At 41.5% G+C, this 18,323-nt stretch carries 16 protein-coding genes; 12 read left to right on the forward strand and 4 right to left on the reverse strand.

From position 1 onward, the window contains the following. The first annotated feature begins 5 nt into the window (after nt 1-5). The 7 genes from nuoH (at nt 6) to EHS11_RS05075 (ending at nt 7,772) form a co-directional block, all read left to right on the forward strand. On the forward strand, nt 6-1,076 hold the full coding sequence (gene nuoH / locus EHS11_RS05045) for an NADH-quinone oxidoreductase subunit NuoH (RefSeq protein ID WP_135763326.1): 1,071 nt from the start codon (nt 6-8) through the stop codon (nt 1,074-1,076). Beyond that, entirely contained in the window at nt 1,055-1,684 is a 630-nt protein-coding gene (locus EHS11_RS05050) for an NADH-quinone oxidoreductase subunit J family protein (RefSeq protein ID WP_425460548.1), read from the forward strand. Before nuoH ends, EHS11_RS05050 begins: the two co-directional genes overlap by 22 nt. Next, nucleotides 1,681-2,001: an NADH-quinone oxidoreductase subunit NuoK gene (gene nuoK / locus EHS11_RS05055; RefSeq protein ID WP_109018754.1), complete on the forward strand. Its 321-nt coding sequence runs from the start codon at nt 1,681-1,683 to the stop codon at nt 1,999-2,001. The genes EHS11_RS05050 and nuoK overlap by 4 nt, the downstream gene beginning before the upstream one ends. Nucleotides 2,002-2,005: 4 nt before the next feature. Continuing rightward, nucleotides 2,006-3,937, forward strand: coding sequence for an NADH-quinone oxidoreductase subunit L (gene nuoL / locus EHS11_RS05060; protein WP_135763328.1), 1,932 nt, complete (start codon nt 2,006-2,008; stop codon nt 3,935-3,937). 6 nt (nt 3,938-3,943) lie between these two features. Continuing rightward, nucleotides 3,944-5,677 (forward strand): complex I subunit 4 family protein, encoded by a 1,734-nt coding sequence (locus EHS11_RS05065; protein WP_135763329.1) that lies wholly within the window; start codon nt 3,944-3,946, stop codon nt 5,675-5,677. A gap of 1 nt (nt 5,678) precedes the next feature. Beyond that, complete coding sequence (locus EHS11_RS05070; protein ID WP_135763330.1) at nt 5,679-7,121, forward strand: NADH-quinone oxidoreductase subunit N; 1,443 nt, start codon at nt 5,679-5,681, stop codon at nt 7,119-7,121. Between the two features lie 117 nt (nt 7,122-7,238). Next, nucleotides 7,239-7,772, forward strand: coding sequence for a cupin domain-containing protein (locus tag EHS11_RS05075; RefSeq protein ID WP_135763331.1), 534 nt, complete (start codon nt 7,239-7,241; stop codon nt 7,770-7,772). A 239-nt stretch (nt 7,773-8,011) separates the two neighbouring features. Here EHS11_RS05075 and recJ read toward each other — a convergent pair whose 3' ends face one another. Then, nucleotides 8,012-9,976 (reverse strand): single-stranded-DNA-specific exonuclease RecJ, encoded by a 1,965-nt coding sequence (gene recJ / locus EHS11_RS05080; RefSeq protein WP_135763332.1) that lies wholly within the window; start codon nt 9,974-9,976, stop codon nt 8,012-8,014. After that, nucleotides 9,964-10,284 carry a bactofilin family protein gene (locus tag EHS11_RS05085; RefSeq protein WP_109018760.1) on the reverse strand — a complete coding sequence of 107 codons (321 nt, stop codon included), beginning with the start codon at nt 10,282-10,284 and terminating at the stop codon, nt 9,964-9,966. Before EHS11_RS05085 ends, recJ begins: the two co-directional genes overlap by 13 nt. Nucleotides 10,285-10,431: 147 nt before the next feature. On the opposite strand from EHS11_RS05085, the gene EHS11_RS05090 reads away from it, so the two are divergent. The 5 genes from EHS11_RS05090 (at nt 10,432) to EHS11_RS05110 (ending at nt 17,222) form a co-directional block, all read left to right on the forward strand. Further along, nucleotides 10,432-10,758, forward strand: a complete 327-nt coding sequence (locus tag EHS11_RS05090) for a hypothetical protein (protein ID WP_135763333.1) — start codon at nt 10,432-10,434, stop codon at nt 10,756-10,758. A gap of 78 nt (nt 10,759-10,836) precedes the next feature. Continuing rightward, the gene (locus tag EHS11_RS05095) at nt 10,837-14,088 is read left to right on the forward strand and encodes an efflux RND transporter permease subunit (RefSeq protein WP_135763334.1); all 3,252 of its coding nucleotides are present in this window, start codon (nt 10,837-10,839) and stop codon (nt 14,086-14,088) included. Further along, nucleotides 14,085-14,711, forward strand: coding sequence for an inorganic pyrophosphatase (locus tag EHS11_RS05100; protein ID WP_246047608.1), 627 nt, complete (start codon nt 14,085-14,087; stop codon nt 14,709-14,711). The genes EHS11_RS05095 and EHS11_RS05100 overlap by 4 nt, the downstream gene beginning before the upstream one ends. Further along, nucleotides 14,708-16,033, forward strand: a complete 1,326-nt coding sequence (locus tag EHS11_RS05105; RefSeq protein WP_135763335.1) for a TolC family protein — start codon at nt 14,708-14,710, stop codon at nt 16,031-16,033. The genes EHS11_RS05100 and EHS11_RS05105 overlap by 4 nt, the downstream gene beginning before the upstream one ends. Before the next feature lie 7 nt (nt 16,034-16,040). Then, the gene (locus EHS11_RS05110; protein WP_135763336.1) at nt 16,041-17,222 is read left to right on the forward strand and encodes an efflux RND transporter periplasmic adaptor subunit; all 1,182 of its coding nucleotides are present in this window, start codon (nt 16,041-16,043) and stop codon (nt 17,220-17,222) included. A 46-nt stretch (nt 17,223-17,268) separates the two neighbouring features. On the opposite strand, the gene EHS11_RS05115 is transcribed toward EHS11_RS05110, so the two are convergent. Next, entirely contained in the window at nt 17,269-17,613 is a 345-nt protein-coding gene (locus tag EHS11_RS05115) for a DUF4180 domain-containing protein (RefSeq protein ID WP_135763337.1), read from the reverse strand. Nucleotides 17,614-17,716: 103 nt separating this feature from the next. After that, entirely contained in the window at nt 17,717-18,118 is a 402-nt protein-coding gene (locus EHS11_RS05120; protein WP_135763338.1) for a DUF1801 domain-containing protein, read from the reverse strand. Nucleotides 18,119-18,323 lie beyond the last annotated feature (205 nt).

The following is an 18,323-nucleotide window of genomic DNA, read 5'->3' on the forward strand; positions in this document are numbered from 1 at the left end:
AAGCGATGGAATGGGGTTTTATCATTGCCTGGGCGATCAAAATTCTCGCCTTATTTGTAATTATTCTTACGGGTGTTGCCTATTATACACTCGCAGAACGTAAGTTCGCCGGATTTATCCAGGATAGACCCGGCCCGAATCGTGCAGGTCCGTTCGGACTATTTCAACCTCTGGCCGATGGAATCAAATTCATCAGCAAAGAAGAAATATTTCCCAAGAACGTATCCAAGGGTATGTATATACTGGCACCTACTATTTCCATGACTTGCGCGATCATGGCTTGGGCGGTGATGCCGTTCGGAGGCACCATTCCCGCTCCCGCTTGGCTCACTCAGCTGACTGGCGTTAGTGTGATTGACTTGCAAGTTGCAAATCCCGATTCGGGGGTTTTGTATATGTTGGCTGTCTCGTCTCTCGCCGTTTATGGAATCATGATCGCCGGTTGGGCAAGCAATAATAAATATTCTCTACTCGGCGGAATACGTTCCACCGCTCAGATGATCAGCTATGAACTTCCTATGGGGCTATCCATCATTGTGGTAGTGATCATGTCCGGGTCTCTTCGTCTAACGGAGATTAGTGACGCGCAGAAGGATGTTTGGAATTTTTTCACTCCTCCCGGATTCGTTGCTTTTTTCATTTATGTGACTGCCATGTTTGCCGAAACCAACAGGCTTCCTTTTGATTTGGCGGAAGCTGAATCCGAACTGGTTGTGGGTTTCCATACGGAATACGGGGCATTCAAATTCGCATTATTTTTTCTCGCCGAATATATGAATATGGTAACTATGTCCTGCCTTACCACCATACTTTTCTTTGGCGGATACAATGTTCCTTTCGGAATAGGTAAGGGAACGGACTGGGCCGTGTGGATCGGACTTCTCTTTTTTATCGGAAAGGTTTTGTTCTTTGCATTTCTCTTTATCTGGGTTCGTTGGACTTTACCGCGTTTTAGATACGACCAATTGATGCGGCTCGGTTGGAAAAAAATGATTCCTTGGGGATTGTTTGCAGTGATGTTTGCTTCCATTTATACTGTGTATTGGAAAGAATCCTGGGTGAAACTATTTCTATGATCGAAACATTCTCCATTGAACTGGCGTTTTTCTTTTTATTCGGAACCATTTGTATCGGAACTGCCATCAGCGTGGTGTTTCAAAAAAATCCTGTGGTATCCGCAGTTTCCCTCGTATTTATGTTTTTTTCCCTGGCAGGGATTTACGGGATTATGGGCGCCTTATTTATTGCCACCATGCAGGTATTAGTGTATGCAGGCGCAATTATGGTTCTAGTGGTATTTGTCCTTATGCTTCTTAGCCAAAGAGCGGAAAACTTATCCAAGTTTTTGGACAATCCTTTTCGCGTAGTAGCTCTATCTTTACTTGCTATCTTTTTCTTTTTTGGGCTTTATTCCGCGTTGAATACGGGAGTTCCTAACGCTTATCAATCGGGCAAAGGTTATAAAATCACGGAATCAACTTCCGTATATCAATATCCGATCCAAGGCACAAGTTCCGTTTCCGCCAATGGAAATGCGGCTACAGTAGGAGCTGCAACCTATCTGGAATATGTGCTTCCTTTTGAATTGATTTCGATCTTACTACTTGTTGCGGTGATCGGTGCAGTGATTCTAGCCAAAAAGAAGTTAGGTGAAGGCACCGATGCCAAGGATGCGACTTTATGAATCCGTTGATTTCCGGTATTCCCGTTCCTTTTTTTCTAGGACTTGCAGGGATTTTGTTTTCCATCGGAGTTTTGGGAGTGCTCATTCGCCGCAATGCAGTCGTGATTTTTATGTCGGTCGAATTGATACTCAATTCGGTAAACTTGGTATTTGTTACCTTTTCCAAATCCTTATCCAATATTTCAGGTGAGGTGGTTGTATTCTTTGTAATGGCAATTGCGGCGGCGGAAGCTGCTGTGGGACTAGCGCTTGTGATTGCAATCTTTCGTCAGAAAAAATCAGCCAATGTGGATGAACTCCAAGAGATGAAGTGGTAAACAGATGTTAGATTTATTCCCTTTAGTCGTTTTATTCCCTTTGCTTGGTTTTTTACACAATGCTTTGCTTCGCAATAAAGTTCCTCACAGATTTGCGGGGATCGTTGCAACGTTCGCCGTATTTTTATCCTTTTTGGTCACGCTTGTTTCTTTTTATCAGTTCCGTCCCATGGAAAGAACCGCTCCCCACCTAATTCATGTTTTTTCCTGGATACACGTGGGCAATTTTCAGGCGGATGTAGGGTATCAGGTAGATCAACTTTCTCTTTACATGACTTTGATCATTACCGGGATAGGGACTTTGATTCATCTTTATTCCATGGGTTACATGAAAGGTGATCATGGATACAACCGCTTTTTTGCTTACTTGAATTTATTTATTTTTTCCATGTTGAATTTGGTTTTATCTGACAATCTTGTTCTGACTTTTTTGGGATGGGAAGGAGTAGGGCTTTGTTCTTATCTGCTTATCGGGTTCGAATTTGAAAAAAGTTCGGCTGCCGCTGCAGGAATGAAAGCGTTCATTTTGAACCGGATCGGGGATGTGGGTTTTATCCTGGGCACGGGATTTCTTTTTTGGATTGTAGGTAGCGTTCGTTATGCGGACTTGCAAGCAACGATTCCCGGACTGCCCGGATTTGTGAATTATGCCAATCTCATAGCTTTGTTTTTCTTTATTGCCGCAATGGGGAAATCGGCACAAGTTCCTCTTTACGTCTGGCTTCCCGATGCGATGGCGGGTCCGACTCCAGTATCCGCTCTCATTCACGCGGCAACAATGGTGACTGCGGGAATTTTTCTCATCGCAAGATTGAATTTTGTATTTTTAATCGCGCCCGAGACTTCGTTTTTTATCGCATGCATCGGTGCTTTTACCGCCTTATTTGCTGCGACAATCGGTGTTTTACAAAATGATATCAAAAAGATTTTGGCTTATTCCACCGTATCCCAGTTAGGCTTTATGTTCCTTGCTATGGGTGTGGGAAGTTATGTGGCAGGACTTTTTCATTTGATGACTCATGCTTTTTTCAAGGCATTGTTATTTCTCGGAGCAGGTTCCGTGATTCATGCTCTCCATCATGAACAAAACATTCGTAAGATGGGCGGTCTTTTTTCCAAAATCAAAATCACCAGTTGGACTTTTCTTGTGGGAACCGTTGCCATTGCCGGTCTTCCTCCTTTTTCCGGATTCTTTTCCAAAGATTTGATTTTGGAAAAAGCATACGTATATCCGGTATACGGACCGATCCTCTGGACATTCGGAGTGGTTGCCGCGTTTTTTACCGCATTCTATATGTTCCGACTTGTATTTGTTGTGTTCTTTGGAAAAGACAATACGCAAGCTCATGGTAAAACCATTCATGAATCTCCCGGCACAATGACTTTTCCTCTTGTTGTTTTGGCAATAGGAGCGATCGTCACGGGTTTTTTACAAACTCCTCATTTCTTTTTAAACATTCACAAACTGGAATCCTATTTTGAACCGGTTCTGAAATACGGAAAGGAACTTGCTATTGTTAATCAAACGACCATTAAGGGAGCGGAACTCAGTCCGCAAGTCGAAATGGGTCTCGCTTTATTTTCAGTGTCCGTTGCTTTGGTTGGGATTATTTTTTCCTATCTCTTGTTTCAGTGGCAAAAATCGGAAATCTTGGAAGAACATACCGGTTTTAGAAAGATCCTTTTTCATAAATACTACATTGATGAAATTTATGATTTTATCATAGTGAAACCGTTTTTGTTTTTTTCCAATGGAATCGGTTATTTTTTCGATCGTGTTATCATAGATCGTTTTTTTGTTACCTTCGGGTTTAGTCTGGCTTGGTTTGGCGGTGCGCTCAGGCGTGTCCAAACCGGGCTTGTAGGTGACTATGCACTTTACATCGTGCTCGGTTCCTTTTGTATCATTCTATATCTTTTGGCGAAGGGAGTGTAAAACCGGATGCCTGATCAAATTCTTTCCATCATTATCGCCATTCCGATCATCGCTTCTCTTCTGATTGTGGTTCAAACCAGAATCGGGACTGTTCGGATTATATCCGCTATCTCTTCCGCATTCACTGCTCTTTTATCTTTCGTTTTGTTTTTTTTCTTTGATGCATCCAACAGCGGCCTCCAATTTGTACATTGGATTCCGGACTGGATCGTATCCGGAAGGTTGAGCATTGATTACCACGTCGGCCTTGACGGAGTAGCTCTCTTGTTATTTGCTCTGACAGCATTTTTGTTTTTTATTTCAAGTATTGCTTCCTGGTCGAACATCCCGATAAAGATCAAAGAATTTCATATCTGTTTGCTTGTATTGGAAAGCGCAGTACTCGGAGTATTTGCCGCAGGAAATCTGGTTTTATATTATGTATTTTGGGAATTGATGGTTCTTCCTATGGTCATGATGATCGGAATTTGGGGCGGGGAAAACAGAACCAAAGCCGCCATTAAGTATTTTCTATTCTCTATGGCAGGTTCCTTGTTTATGTTAGGCGGGATTCTTACCTTGTATTTCAAAACGGGCAAAACCTCCATTGAATCCCTATCTACGATGGATCTGACTATTTTTTCACAAAGCATGCAATGGTTTTTATTTTTCACATTTGCGATGGCTTTCTCCATTAAAATTCCGCTGTTTCCTTTTCATACATGGATGCCGGATGTTCATACCCAGGCACCTACTGTCGGTTCGGTGGACCTTGCGGGAGTTCTGCTTAAGATAGGTGCTTACGGATTTATACGTTTTTGCATTCCTTTTTTTCCTGGGATCAGTTTGGAGTCAAAAGACCTATTCCAGGCGCTCGCTGTGATAGGAATTATCTACGGGGCAATGGCAGCACTCGTCCAAACGGATATCAAGCGGATCATTGCCTATAGTTCCCTTTCCCATTTGGGTTATTGTATGCTCGGACTTTTTTCTTTTACGGAAGAGGGTGCCGTGGGCGGGATGTTGCAAATGATATCCCATGGGATATCCACGGGGATGCTTTTCCTGATGATCGGAATGATCTACGAAAGAGCACATACCCGCGATATATCCGAGTTTGGCGGACTTGCCAAACAAATGCCTATGTATTCCATTTTCTTTTTACTTGCGGTTCTGTCTTCCGTCGGGCTTCCGGGAACGAATGGATTCATAGGAGAATTTTTAATCCTTGTTGGAAGTTTAAAAGCCAATTATCTGTTTGGCGGGATTGCCGCAATCGGAGTTGTGCTTGGAGCATTGTATCTGCTTTGGTTTGTAAAACGGTTCTTATTCGGAACCAGTAAGACCATTCAGGCAAAACCTTATAAAGATCTTTCATTCAGAGAAGTCGCCATCCTTTCTCCTCTTGTGATTTTGATTTTTTGGATCGGAATCTATCCCGCTCCTTTTCTCGATATTTTAAAACCTTCCGCACGTGTTTATCTTAACTCCGCTTCGGTAAAAGCGATTCAAGAAAGAACAAATCCTGTCCGCGATTTTGCAAATCAACCGATTGGAAAAGTTTTTATAGACTATGTTGCATTAGGTGCTCCTCTTTTATCCTTCGAAGAAAGATTGGGGAAATATGTTTCCAAACATACGATTCTTCCTTTGAACGGAGTCGAAGCCAAACCGATAGAAACAGAAGAAAAATGGGAAGGAATGGAACAGAAAATTGAATCGGATTTTCCGATAGAATCTCTTCCGGAAGGGCAGAAATAATATGTCTTACATACCGAATATAAATGATCTTTTCGCAATTCTACCTGCGATCATTCTCTCGGGAACTGCGATCCTTTTACTTGTGGTTCAGTTTTTATTACCGAACAAAAATGAAATCGCTCCTTTGTGGGTTTTGACTTTTTTCGGATTATTGGCTTCTCTTTTTGCTTTGTGGTACAGCACGCAAAGCCCGGGTTACGGAAAATATTTTTTATCTCAAGTGTCTTTGAGTCCGATGACGGTTTGGTTGAACGCAATATATTTGATTGCGGGTATTGCCACACTACTAGTTGCTCCAAAGGCTTTGGAACAAGGCAAATCCCTTTTCCCTGAATTTTTCCCACTCCTGCTCTTTTGCATCACCGGGATGATGTTTTTTACATCAGGATATGATCTGATCGTTATCTTTGTAGGTTTGGAAATTTTATCTCTTTGCCTTTATATTCTGATCGGAATGGCAAGAAATTCCGTATTTGCATTGGAATCGGCGATGAAATACTTCCTGTTAGGTGCATTTAGCTCCGGGTTTATGCTGTTGGGTATTGCATTTTTGTTCGGTGGGTCGGGAACTACGAATGTAGACGGAGCTCTGCGTGGATTGTTTTTAAAAGGATTCGAGTCCAATTATTCCAAAATCGGATTCGGTTTGTTTTTAATCGGAATCTTTTTCAAGTCAGCACTGGTTCCGTTTCATTCCTGGACTCCCGATGTTTACGAAGGCGCACAAACACCTATCACCGGTTTTATGGCGTCGGCAGGAAAAGCTTCTGCCATGGGATTACTTATGGTCTTTTTCCAACATATCCCTGCCGGCGGAGACGGAGAAGTTTGGAAAATACTGGTTGGGATTATTTCTTTGTTATCCATGACCTGGGGAAACCTGATCGCTCTTCGTCAAACGAATGTAAAGCGGATCTTGGCTTACTCTTCCATTTCCCATGCGGGATATATTTGTGCAGGGATTGCCTGTGGTGCGAACCTCGAAGCGCTCTATTATCTTTTTTTATATGCCATTATGAACTTGGCTGCCTTTTCATTGATTACTTATTTGGAAGAGGGGAAACGAATCATCACATTGGATTCTCTTTCTCAATTGAGCGGAACTTTTCCTTGGACTGCATTCGGATTATCTCTTGTATTTTTGTCTTTTGCAGGGTTTCCCCCTTTGGCAGGTTTTTGGGCCAAATTGTTTTTGTTACAAAAAATTGCCGAGTCTGATTCCTTATTCAATCGGGTGTTGCTTTTCGGTGCGGTCGCCAATTCGGCAGTTGCTTTTTATTATTATATGAGAATTACAATTCACTCTTATATGAAAACAGAACTGGGAGTGATCGCAAGTGAACCGGATATCGCAAGACAACCTGGGATAGGAATCGTTGCTGTCATTTCGCTTTTGGTTGTATCTGTGGGATGGTTGTTTTTGCAACCTGGCCTTTTCTTGTAAGGTTCGTTATAACAGACAATATTTCGTAATAACGAAAAAATATTGTCTTCCTTCTTTCGTTTTCTTTTATGGACTAAATATAGAGTCGTTTTTCTTTACAGATCCCAGGGGGCTAATATGGCTACAATTCTACGTAAAACGGAAAAAATCCAAGATACGAAAGCAGTAAAAGAGTTCTTGAACAAGAACGGAATCGTTTATGAATCTTTCCCGGCGCCTTCCGCTTTGGATTCTATTTTAGGGCAAAAATCGCTGAATGATTCCGAAAAGGAAGAATTGCTGCGCGGTTTGGAATATCGTTTTGATGATCTGAAGAAACAATTCGGATACATTGCACGTGACCTCGTTGTTCTGCATAATGAAATCCCTGGCATTCAGGATGTCCTTGCAAAGTTTGATAAATTGCACATTCATACCGATGAAGAAGTCCGTTACATTGTAGATGGATCCGGAGTATTCGGGTTTATTGTGAATGGGGAAAAATTCGAAGTCCATGTGGCGAAAGGGGACTTTATCTCTATCCCGGAAAATACAAACCACTGGTTCACTCTGGACGACGCATTCCGTATTAAGGCAGTTCGTTACTTTAAAGATAACACCGGTTGGACACCAGTCTATGTGGATGAATCCAAGGTATTGGTTCATTCGTAATTCGCTTAGAAAGAGTCTGTAAGGGACATAATTTCTGCCGCGTGGGTAATAAAAACCCCCACCCTGTTGATCAGCTTCGCTGATGATTCTCCGAATACTTTTCGCTTCTATTGGCGCTCAAAGGGGTTGGGGGGTGTGGCTCGTGGGCTCGCACCCAAACCTCTATCACAATTCCCTTCTTTCGTCGAACATTAGTTCGGCTTTCCGGAAAATTCTTCTAAAAAGTTCGCCTTTTTGCTTTATTCGACTGCGGTGGCTTCGCCGAACCAATCTACTACAAACTGGATAGAAGACCTTCCCATAAAATAGTTTTCTTCCAGTTTTCCGATCAAATCCAATTTGTCAGTGTGCGAGACTGCTTTTTGGAATTCGTCTCCCTTGTTCCAGAGGATGAATTTCATAGAACCGGATCCCAGGATATTGAACCGAATGTGCTTTCCTCCGCTGAGAGGTGTTAGGTGAATGGGCTTGATCCCTTTGATTGCGATTTTTACGTCGGGATTTCCCTGGCCGAAAGGTTCCAAAGGTTTCCATTCTTTATAAAGTTTATCATTCAGCTCTTCCGGAATCACTGTGATATCCGTAGCAAGAATGTATTTGTCTATGGCTTCTTTTTCTTCGACTAACCAGAGTTTTGATTTTTCATACATCGCTTTTTCCAGGTCGGGTATTTTGTCCAGTTCTACTGAAAATCCTCCCGCCTCCGGATGGCCTCCGAAATGGATCAAATGTTCCGAGACCAGGTTCAAAAGTTCAATCACATTCTCTTTGCTATACGATCGAATGGATCCCCTTGCATCTCCGTTGTCCGGTGCAATGAATACTGCAGGTCTTTTGAAATCTTCCACCATTCTTGTCGCGACAATTCCACTGACTCCAGGTTCCATATCCGGTTCATAACAAAATACAATCGGATGCTCTGTTCGTTCCGTTTTCCTTTTGAAATAACGATCAGCCCGATCCAAATTCCTTTTGGTTCTATCTTTTCTTTCTTCATTGATACCGGAAAGTATTTTGGCCTTTTTGTCAGCCGAAGGAAGGTCTTCGGACAATAATAAATTTACCGCCTCTTCGGTTTTCCCCATTCTACCTGCAGAATTGAGAAGCGGGCCAATTGACCAACCCAAGTCTTTTGCAGTGATGTTTTTCGGGTTTAGGGACAATTGTCCCAGTAGCGATCTGATTCCATAACGTCTTTTGGGAAGTTTCGGATCCAGGAAAGTCAATAATGATTGTAAGGAGAGTTTTACAATCATTCGGTTTTCTCCTCCAAGAGGCATAAGGTCCGTAATGGTTCCTATTCCTGCCAAATCCACTTCTTCTTCCAGAGACTCGAAAAAATCCCGGATCTTCAAACATTGAGTGTAAAATAAAAATCTCTCGTCATCATCGGGTAACTCCCCTTTGGTGGAATGTCTTTCCGGAAAGGGAAATAGATTTTCTTTCGGTAGGGAAGGGATTTGCGATAAAGACGGAGAAGTGTGTTCGGAAACTCTGATTCCGTTCTGAAAATAGAATGTTTCTCCGTTTTCTTCTTTGAAATAAATCTTATCAAACTCATCGCTCAACCGAAATAGTATGGCTTGAATGATTTTGAATGCAAGCACAGCTGTACAGATTTTTTTCTCAGGGTAACGTGAGTCCAAACGTCTGGGATTCACTAAAAAGGTTTTTTCAGGAATTCTTTCGGGAATCTCGTGGTGGTCCAAGACGATCACTCTGGTTCCTTTTTTTGTCAATTGATCGATTTCATCCGCTTGGGAAGATCCGAAATCAAGTGTTATGAGTAGATCGGGAGCTACCTTATTTATTTTCTCCAACGCTTCGGCACATAAACCGTAAGGGTCGCTTTCCGAAGAATTCATAACGGAAATGGGAACTTCTTTAAAGTAAGGATGAGATTTAAAAAAAAAGGCAAGTGATGAGGTAGAGGAAACCCCGTCCGCATCACGATCTCCGTAAAGAACGATGTGTTTTTTATTTTTAGAATATTCTAAAATGATTTCAATCGATTCCCTTATATCCGGCAAAGAGAAAGGAGAATGAAGGTAAGCAAAGCTGGTATTTAGAAATTCGTGAGGGGGAATTTTTTTCAACTCTTCCCTGCCATCGACCAGATAACGAAGAAGAGGTTTTTTAGAAGAAACTTGAGCTCGGATTTCGGACAGACTTGGTCCGAACCGAACCTTTGCTACATTAAGCAATTGCCTATGATTTTGGATCCAGCTTCCACTTCCAGCCCGGGAGTCTTGATATCACCGACTACTTTGCCCGGTTTGCGAAGTTCTACTTTTTCTTTTGCATCCACGTTGCCTTTCAAACTTCCCAGCACAACCAGTGAACCTACTTCTACGTCCGCTTCCACATCACCGGTTTCATCTATAATCAGTCTTCCGGCAGAAGTGATCGTACCTTTGAACTGACCTTTGATCTTGAGGGTTTGATTGAAGGAGAGAGTGCCTCGAAAGCTGATGTCATCGTTGATGATGGTATCTATTGATTCGTCTTTCATAACTTAGGGATAGAGTGAACCGGTAGATGGATTTGGCAACTCGTTCGCATCATCTTCCCTAGGAATTAAAAAAAAAGTTCGCTTTTTTACCAATTTTCCAGTTGAACCGCATGGTAGACGGGAGATCATGGAGATGGGTGTTCCTTTTTGCGACTTAAAAAGATAGCAGATACTCTTTTTCTACTCATTCTCTCCATATTTATCAACTTCAATATTGTAGATGATCGCTTTGTTGCACCCCTGGAAGATTTAGCGACGGAATACCATTCCTTCGAATTGGAAGAAACAACCAGAGTCATTTCTCTTGCTCCTAAAAAACAAAATGCGCCGAATCTACTGCTTTTGAGTTCTTTTTCTGTTTGGGAAGCACCTTCCAGTTCCATTTCAATTTTCGTTTTTTCCGAAAATGAAATGATCCAGGAAACCTCTCTTATTTTTCACTTAATCAGTCTACCTCCGCCTACTTTGGCCTAGTTCTTGCTACACTGTAGGGTGGATAGCTCTGCCCGCAGAATATTTCAGTTTACTCATGCTTAAAGGGGCTACGGTTTCATGTTAGAAAAAATCATTCAATTTTCAATTCACAAAAGAGCGGCGGTTCTCGTAGTCACTGCAGTTCTTACCATTTTGGGATTGTACAACGCTCTGCATTTGTCGATTGATGCGATTCCCGACGTAACAAACGTTCAAGTATCAGCGGTTACTACTGTTCCCGGACTTTCTCCCTTGGAAGTAGAACAGTTTATCACGTATCCTGTGGAATTGGAATTCAACGGAATGCCAAGAGTAACCGAGATTCGTTCTATTTCCCGAACAGGTGTTAGTTCAGTAACCGTTATCTTTGAAGATGGAACCGATATCTATTTTGCCAGACAGTTGGTGAATGAAAGGTTGAAACAGGCGGAGAACTTCATTCCAAAATCATACGGACGTCCCGAATTGTCGCCTGTGGCAACGGGTCTCGGTGATATTTATGAAATTGCTTTGGTGTCAGAAACCCATACTCCGGAAGAACTCAGAACCATGATGGAATGGGAAGTCGCTCGCCAACTAAGGTCTGTTAAGGGAATCATCGATGTGAATGTAGTCGGGGGAGATGCAAAACAATTTCAAATTAAAATTGACCCCAAACGACTCCTTTCTATGAATCTGACTCTCTCTCATATTACCGAAGCTTTGGAAGGCGCCAATATCAACTTAGGCGGCGGGTACATCCAAAAAGGGGAAGAACAGTTTGTTATCCGGGGGGAAAGTCAATTTAAGTCCGTAGAGGATATCCGCCAACTGTCTGTTCGCACTTCCTCCGACGGGATTCCTTTGACTCTAGGTCAAATTGCAAAAGTGGAAACAGGTCCCGCACTTCGTTTCGGTCTTGCTACAAGGAATGGAAAGGGCGAAGTCGTAAGTGGAACAGCCATGATGTTACTCGGTAGCAACTCTTTGGAAGTTGTAAAAAGAGTAAAATTAAAAGTAGAAGAGATTAAAACCAAACTTCCCAAAGGGATGAGAATCGAAGTTTATTACGATCGTTCCGAGTTTATCGGAAGAACTCTGTCTACGGTATTTACCAACCTGGTAGAAGCTGCCATCATCGTACTTGTATGTTTGATTTTGACTTTGGGAACGGTAAAAGGTGCGATCGCTGTGGCGATGGCGATTCCTGTTTCTATGCTCATTGCTACGATTCTAATGAATATGTTCGGGATCGTAGGAAACTTGATGTCACTCGGTGCACTTGACTTTGGGTTACTTGTGGACGGATCCATTGTGATGTTGGAATCCACATTGCACGGGTTTATGATCCGAAAGACATTTTTAATCACGAAGACTTCCGCCCAAGATATGGAAGACGGGATCGAAGACGTTATTATGGAGTCCTGTATCAAGGTAGTACGGGCTTCCGCTTTCAGTGTGGGAATTATATTACTTGTTTATCTTCCTTTGATGACTCTGGAAGGGGTGGAAGGTCGAATGTTTCGTCCGATGGCGATTACCGTAGCATTTGCATTAGGCGCGGCCCTCCTTTATTCCATTACTACATTCCCTGCACTCATGACTTTGATTTATAAAAAACCAATCTTACATGAGTCGGCTTTCTGGGAAAAATTCCAAAATAAATATTCCGAAGTTCTGACCTACGGAATGAAATTCAAAAAACAATTTGCTTTGACCGGAGTCGGACTAGTCTTACTTTCCTTTGTTCTTGCAGGAACCTTGGGCTCTGAGTTTTTACCTAGGATTGACGAAGGAGAAATTGCGGTAGATATCAAGAGACTTCCTTCCACTGCGATCAATCATTCCCGGGACTTGAATCTTGAGCTGGAAAAGGTTTTGTTGAAATTTCCGGAAGTAGTATCGGTTGTTTCCAAACAAGGAAGAGGTGAATCGGCTGCCGAACCTATCGGATCGGAAGAAGGCGAATCCATGGTGAAACTGAAACCCAGGAAGGAATGGGTCACTGTGAAAGACAGGGAAGAGTTGATGGAACTGATGAAGGAAGAAATCTCCAATAATGTTCCTTCAACTTATATCAGTTTGTCGCAACCGATTGAAAATAGGGTAAACGCTTTATTATCCGGTTCCAAGGCAGATATTGTAATCAAGATTTACGGTGATGATCTCAAAACCTTAAAAACACTTGCTGATAATTACGCAGGCAAGATCAAAAGAATTCCCGGAGCGGCCGACCTTCGGGTTCAAAAGCTTTTGGGACTTCCTCTTTTGGAAATCAAAATGAATCGTTCCAATATGGCGCGCTACGGAGTCAGGGCCGAAGAAATTCTTACTACTATCGAGACTTTACGCGTAGGATTCAACGCCGGAAAAGTTTATGAAGGATACAAACGTTTTGATTTGATCGTCCGACTGGATGCAGATGTGAGAGACATTGATGTCATCGAGAATGTTCCCGTCATGACTCAGTTTGGCGGAACGGTTCCTTTGGGACAGGTAACGGATATCATTATGACGGAAGGTCCTGCCGCGCTTTACCACGAAGGATTGAAACGTAGAATCCTCGTGGAAGTAAACGTTCGCGGAAGGGATATGATCGGGTTTGTAAATGAAGTTCAGAAAGCGACCGATTCGATAGAAAACAACCTTCCCCAAGGTTATTATGTGGATTGGGGAGGACAGTTTGAAAACTTCACCCGCGCCAAGGCAAGACTAGGACTCGTTATCCCGATCGCGGGAGCTATCATTTTCGGAATGCTGTTTATCGCATTCGGAAGCGTTTATTATGCGTTAGGTGTTTTTATGCTTGTTCCTCTGTCTTTGTCTGGAGGGATTCTATCTCTTGCACTTCGAGGACTTCCTTTTTCCATTCCTGCGGCAGTAGGTTTTATCGCAGCTGCGGGTATCTCTGTATTGAACGGGGTGGTTTATGCCTCAGCTCTGAAGGATCAATTGAAAATAACCAAAGATCCGAGTAAAGCGGTTGTCCAAGCGGCAGTCTATACATTACGGGCAGTAGCTACAACCGAACTTGTGGCCATCATCGGATTTTTGCCGATGGCGATTGCATCCAGCGCGGGTGCGGAAGTGCAGAGACCTCTTGCTACAGTTGTAATGGGAGGAGTGCTTGTTGCGACCATACTTTCCCGATTCTTATTGCCGATCGTATTCGAGTTTTTGGTAAAATTGGCACAAAGACAGGAAAGAAGACAATCGGAAAGAGAGAAAAAGATGAATGAGTATTTTCTGGAAGAAATGAAAAAATACCAAATGGAGGAATCCGATCATGACGAATCTCACGGTCATCATGAACCGGAACCACCACAGACTAAAAAAAGGAAAGGTAAATGATGAAGCCAAATTATTACGTAGCGCATCCTTGGCATGGATTGGAATTGGGACCGAAAGCTCCCGATGAGTTGGATGTTTTTATCGAGCTGACTCCTCAAGATCCGGTCAAATATGAAATTGATAAAGCATCCGGATTCATTCGGGTGGATCGTCCTCAGAAATATAGCAACCGTTCACCGACACTCTATGGTTTTATTCCGCGTACTTATTCAGGAGATATGTCGGGAAAACATTGTTCCGAAGTGGTGGGAAGACCTGACATAAAAGGAGACGGAGATCCCGTCGATATTTGCGTGTTAAGTGCAAGTCCCATCAATCATGGAAATACGATCTTAACTGTAATACCCATCGGCGGACTTCGAATGATCGATAAAGGCGAAGCAGACGACAAAATCATCGCAGTTCTGAAAGGGGATGAAGTGTTCGGCCTTATGAAAGATATCGGCGACGCACCGAAGGCTCTTATCAACAAACTGCATCATTATTTTTTAACTTACAAACTCGATCCGAATTCCCCATCTACCGGAACGGTGGAAATCACCGAAGTTTATGATCGCGCGGAAGCCTTGAAAGTGATTCAGTTCGGAATAGAAGATTATATTAAAAAGTTTGTTACCGTATGAAAAAACATTTTAGTCGTTTGGTTTTTGTTAGTTGTGTTTTTCTTTCGGTAGATGTTTTACCGAAGGAAAATGAGGATCAAAAGCCAAAAAATACGGAGAATCCCATGTTTGCCGGAGAGGAATTTGGCAAAGATGATTTTCTTTCCCGCTGGAATTTGGAAGAGCTGGAAACATTTGCAGTCAGTAGCAATCCTTTGTATCTGAAAGAAAAACAAAATATAGGAATGGCTCGCGGGGATATCATTACTGCCAGCCTGTATTATAATCCTGTGGTCAACACCCAACAGCAGTTTATGGGTGCACGAGCAAGCGCAGGCACCGGTCTTCCCGAAACGTCCATTATCTACAATCAACCGTTTGACGTGAGCGGAGTGATCCCTCAGAGGGAAAAAGTCGCAAAACAGGAGTTCCTTGCTACAATTGCGAGCTTTAACGACTTTGATCGTATTTTCCGCCTGAGACTTAGGCAGAATTTCTGGACTTATCTTTATGTTACCGAGCAGATCAATTTTCAAAAGGAGTTTTTGGAAAACTACCAGGACTTACTGGATTTGACAAAACTAAGAGCTGAAAAAGGTGATATTTCCTTTTTGGAGTACGATAGACTCACTCTGGAAAGGATTCAGATCGATAGGGACTACCGGAACGCGCGTATTTTGCGGGCTCAAGTAGTTAAAAATTTAAGGATATTGATCGGAATTTCGGACACTCAAATCCCTTTGAAAGTAAAAGGAAGGCTTGAATTTTTTTCTACAAAAGAATTCGGGATAGATCTTTCCGATTTTGACATTGAGAACAGACCCGATTTAATTGCATTAAAGCTACGCCAACAAAGAGAACGTATGAACGTCGAGTTGAAAAAAAGAGAAGCGATTCCTACTCTAACTCTCGGTATGGAATATTTGAACAAGGGTAATGAGAATGTTACAGGTGTTTATGCAACGATTCCTTTGCCTATGTTTGACAGAAAACAAGGTGAGATTTTAAAGTTCGAAGAATCTCATAAAAAATTGGGTTTTGAAGTAGAAGCAAAACGAAATGAAATTACCTCTGAGATTTCCGCCGCAATCAAAGAATTGCAGGCCCGTGAGTCCCAACTTTTGGACTACAAAGCTTTCGATTTGGTCAATAAAAACAAAGAAGTCCAGGAAAAGTCCCGTTTAGCGTATATTAGGGGAGCTTCGAATTTGGTCACTTTTTTGGAAGCGGAAAAAACCTATTTGAATGTTTTACGCAGTTATTATGAAATTATATATTTATATTATAATGCTTTAGAAGCATTTCGTGCAGCGGTCGGAAAAATGGATATTTCGGATTATTAGGAAAAATATGGAACCTTTTTACAAAACAAAATCATTTCGTAATATCGGCATCGGAGTTTTGGTAGCGAGTCTTTCCTACTTCGGATATGTAAAGTTCATTGCAAATTCCAAAAAAACGGAAAGTTTGGCGGATGATAAATCCAAATTTAGAATTTCGGAAGAGATTCAAAAGAACCATCCCTTTTCCCTGATTTACTTGGAAGAAAAGGAAGTGGAAGAAGAACTTCAACTCCCCGGAACCGTGTCGTATGACATGAATAATGTGGCAAAGGTAGGTTCGCGGGTGAGCGGAAGGATCAATTCCGTACTTGTAAAAGAAGGGGATCAGGTAAAAAAAGGTTCTCCTCTTGCTTCCATTCAATCTGTGGAATTGGGAACTACCGAAGCGAATTATTTAAAAGCAAGGGCAAGGCTGGAGGCATTAAAAGTGCAAGCCGATCGAGCCAAAGAACTTTATGAAAGAAAAGTTACCTCTGCCAAAGAATATGAAATGTCTCTTATGGATTATAAATCCGTAAAGGCCGAAATGGAAACGGGTAGAAATGCCCTTGAAAATTTAGGTTTGAATGATTCCGAGATTACCAATTTGGAAGCCGGAAAATACAATTCCAAAAACCTTTTCATAAGAACACCTATTTCCGGTTCGGTGACAGTCCGTGAAGCAATCACCGGTCAAGCTGTCAATGCAAGGGACAATTTGTTCACTGTTGCCGATCTTTCCGTTTTGTGGATCAATTTGGAAGTTTTTGAAAAAGATTTGTATCTTATCAAAGTAGGGAACGAAGCAAAAGTACATCCCATCGGTTCCAGTGCGGATGCGTTAAAGGCGATTGTTTCTCATATTTCCGATGTGATCGACCCTGTGAAAAAAACGGCTGAGATTCGTTTGGAAGTTAGAAATTCCAAAGGAAGACTTCGTCCAGGACAAAGTGTAACTGCTGTCGTCAAAGGGATCGTAGGTGAAAACGCACAAAACAAGATCAAGGTGGTTCCTATTGAATCGGTTCATAAGATTGAAGGTGAAAATTTTGTATTCATTCGGAACTCTGACGGAAGCTTTTCTCCCAAAAAAGTAGCGCTTGGAAAGAGTTACGAAAACTGGGTTGAGATCACCACAGGTGTTTCGGATACGGATGCAATCGTAAAAGACGGCTCCTTCGTTTTAAAAAGCGAATATTTGAAATTATAATAATTAAGTTTATCTTTTGATTTCTGAATAGGGTGAAACAGGGAAATTATTTTAGAAATTCTACTGCTTCATCCAAGTTGTCAGCGAAAATAATTTTTCCTTGTCTATTGGATTCGAATATGAAGTCGCGAAGGCTATTGCTCGTAATATTATTAAAGTCGCCTAAAATGATAAGCCTCATCTTATGATTGACTAGTTTTTGCAACATTTCACCGGCCAATTTAGTTTTCAGATCATAGAAATGATCCGAAAAGCTGTCCTTTTTGAGTATAATTGTTTCTTCGGGTGAGTTTACTATTATATTTAAAAATTCATCAGTTGATTCGATTTTGTTATCAACTTCACAATTTGCAAAATCTCCCTTAATTGAATTTATAATTGAAAATTCCATTATTGAAACCTAATGACGTATAGATGATTTGTATAGCAATAAATATTTCCCGCATTGCACATAAGGAATCCCAGAGCGATGCGTTTCATTCTGGAGTTGCGAATTATTTAGCCTTCTTTCTTTTGTATATACTTTGATCTATCGCAACTGCGTTTAATAAATATTCCGTAAGTATGGATTCATTAATTTGATCGGGTGTAAAGTAGGTAATGCAGTAAACTTGTTTTCTGTTTTCTTTTTCTAAAACACCGTATTTATCATCAATCAGGTAACCGTTACAAAAACCGAATTGAACACCTGCTTTAGGTCCAGATTTAATCGAGGCAGGCCAGATAAAACAAATTCTGCTATTTGAAAAATAATATAAAACGGAATAGGAAATTTTCTCTTCAAGTAAATCGAAAGAAGCTACAACCTTTTTCAGCTTTTGAACAATCGATAATTCATTCTCTGTGAGAGAATTGTAGAAGTAATTTATTTTAGAATCAGATATCGGGTTATTCATATGTCAAAATGGGAATTGGTCAATTTTTTTGCTATAATATAATTGCATCAAAGAAATGAGCGATCACTAAATGCTAATAGAATAAGTTAAATTAAGAAAGTAAAAATTATTTGCATTTATATACTATGAAAGTTGCTAAATATATTTCCAATAAGGCCAGAGAGGAGTTGGATATAAAAAAATCGTAATTTGCAAAATACCAAGA

Source organism: Leptospira ilyithenensis, from assembly GCF_004771005.1.
GTDB lineage: Bacteria > Spirochaetota > Leptospiria > Leptospirales > Leptospiraceae > Leptospira_A > Leptospira_A ilyithenensis.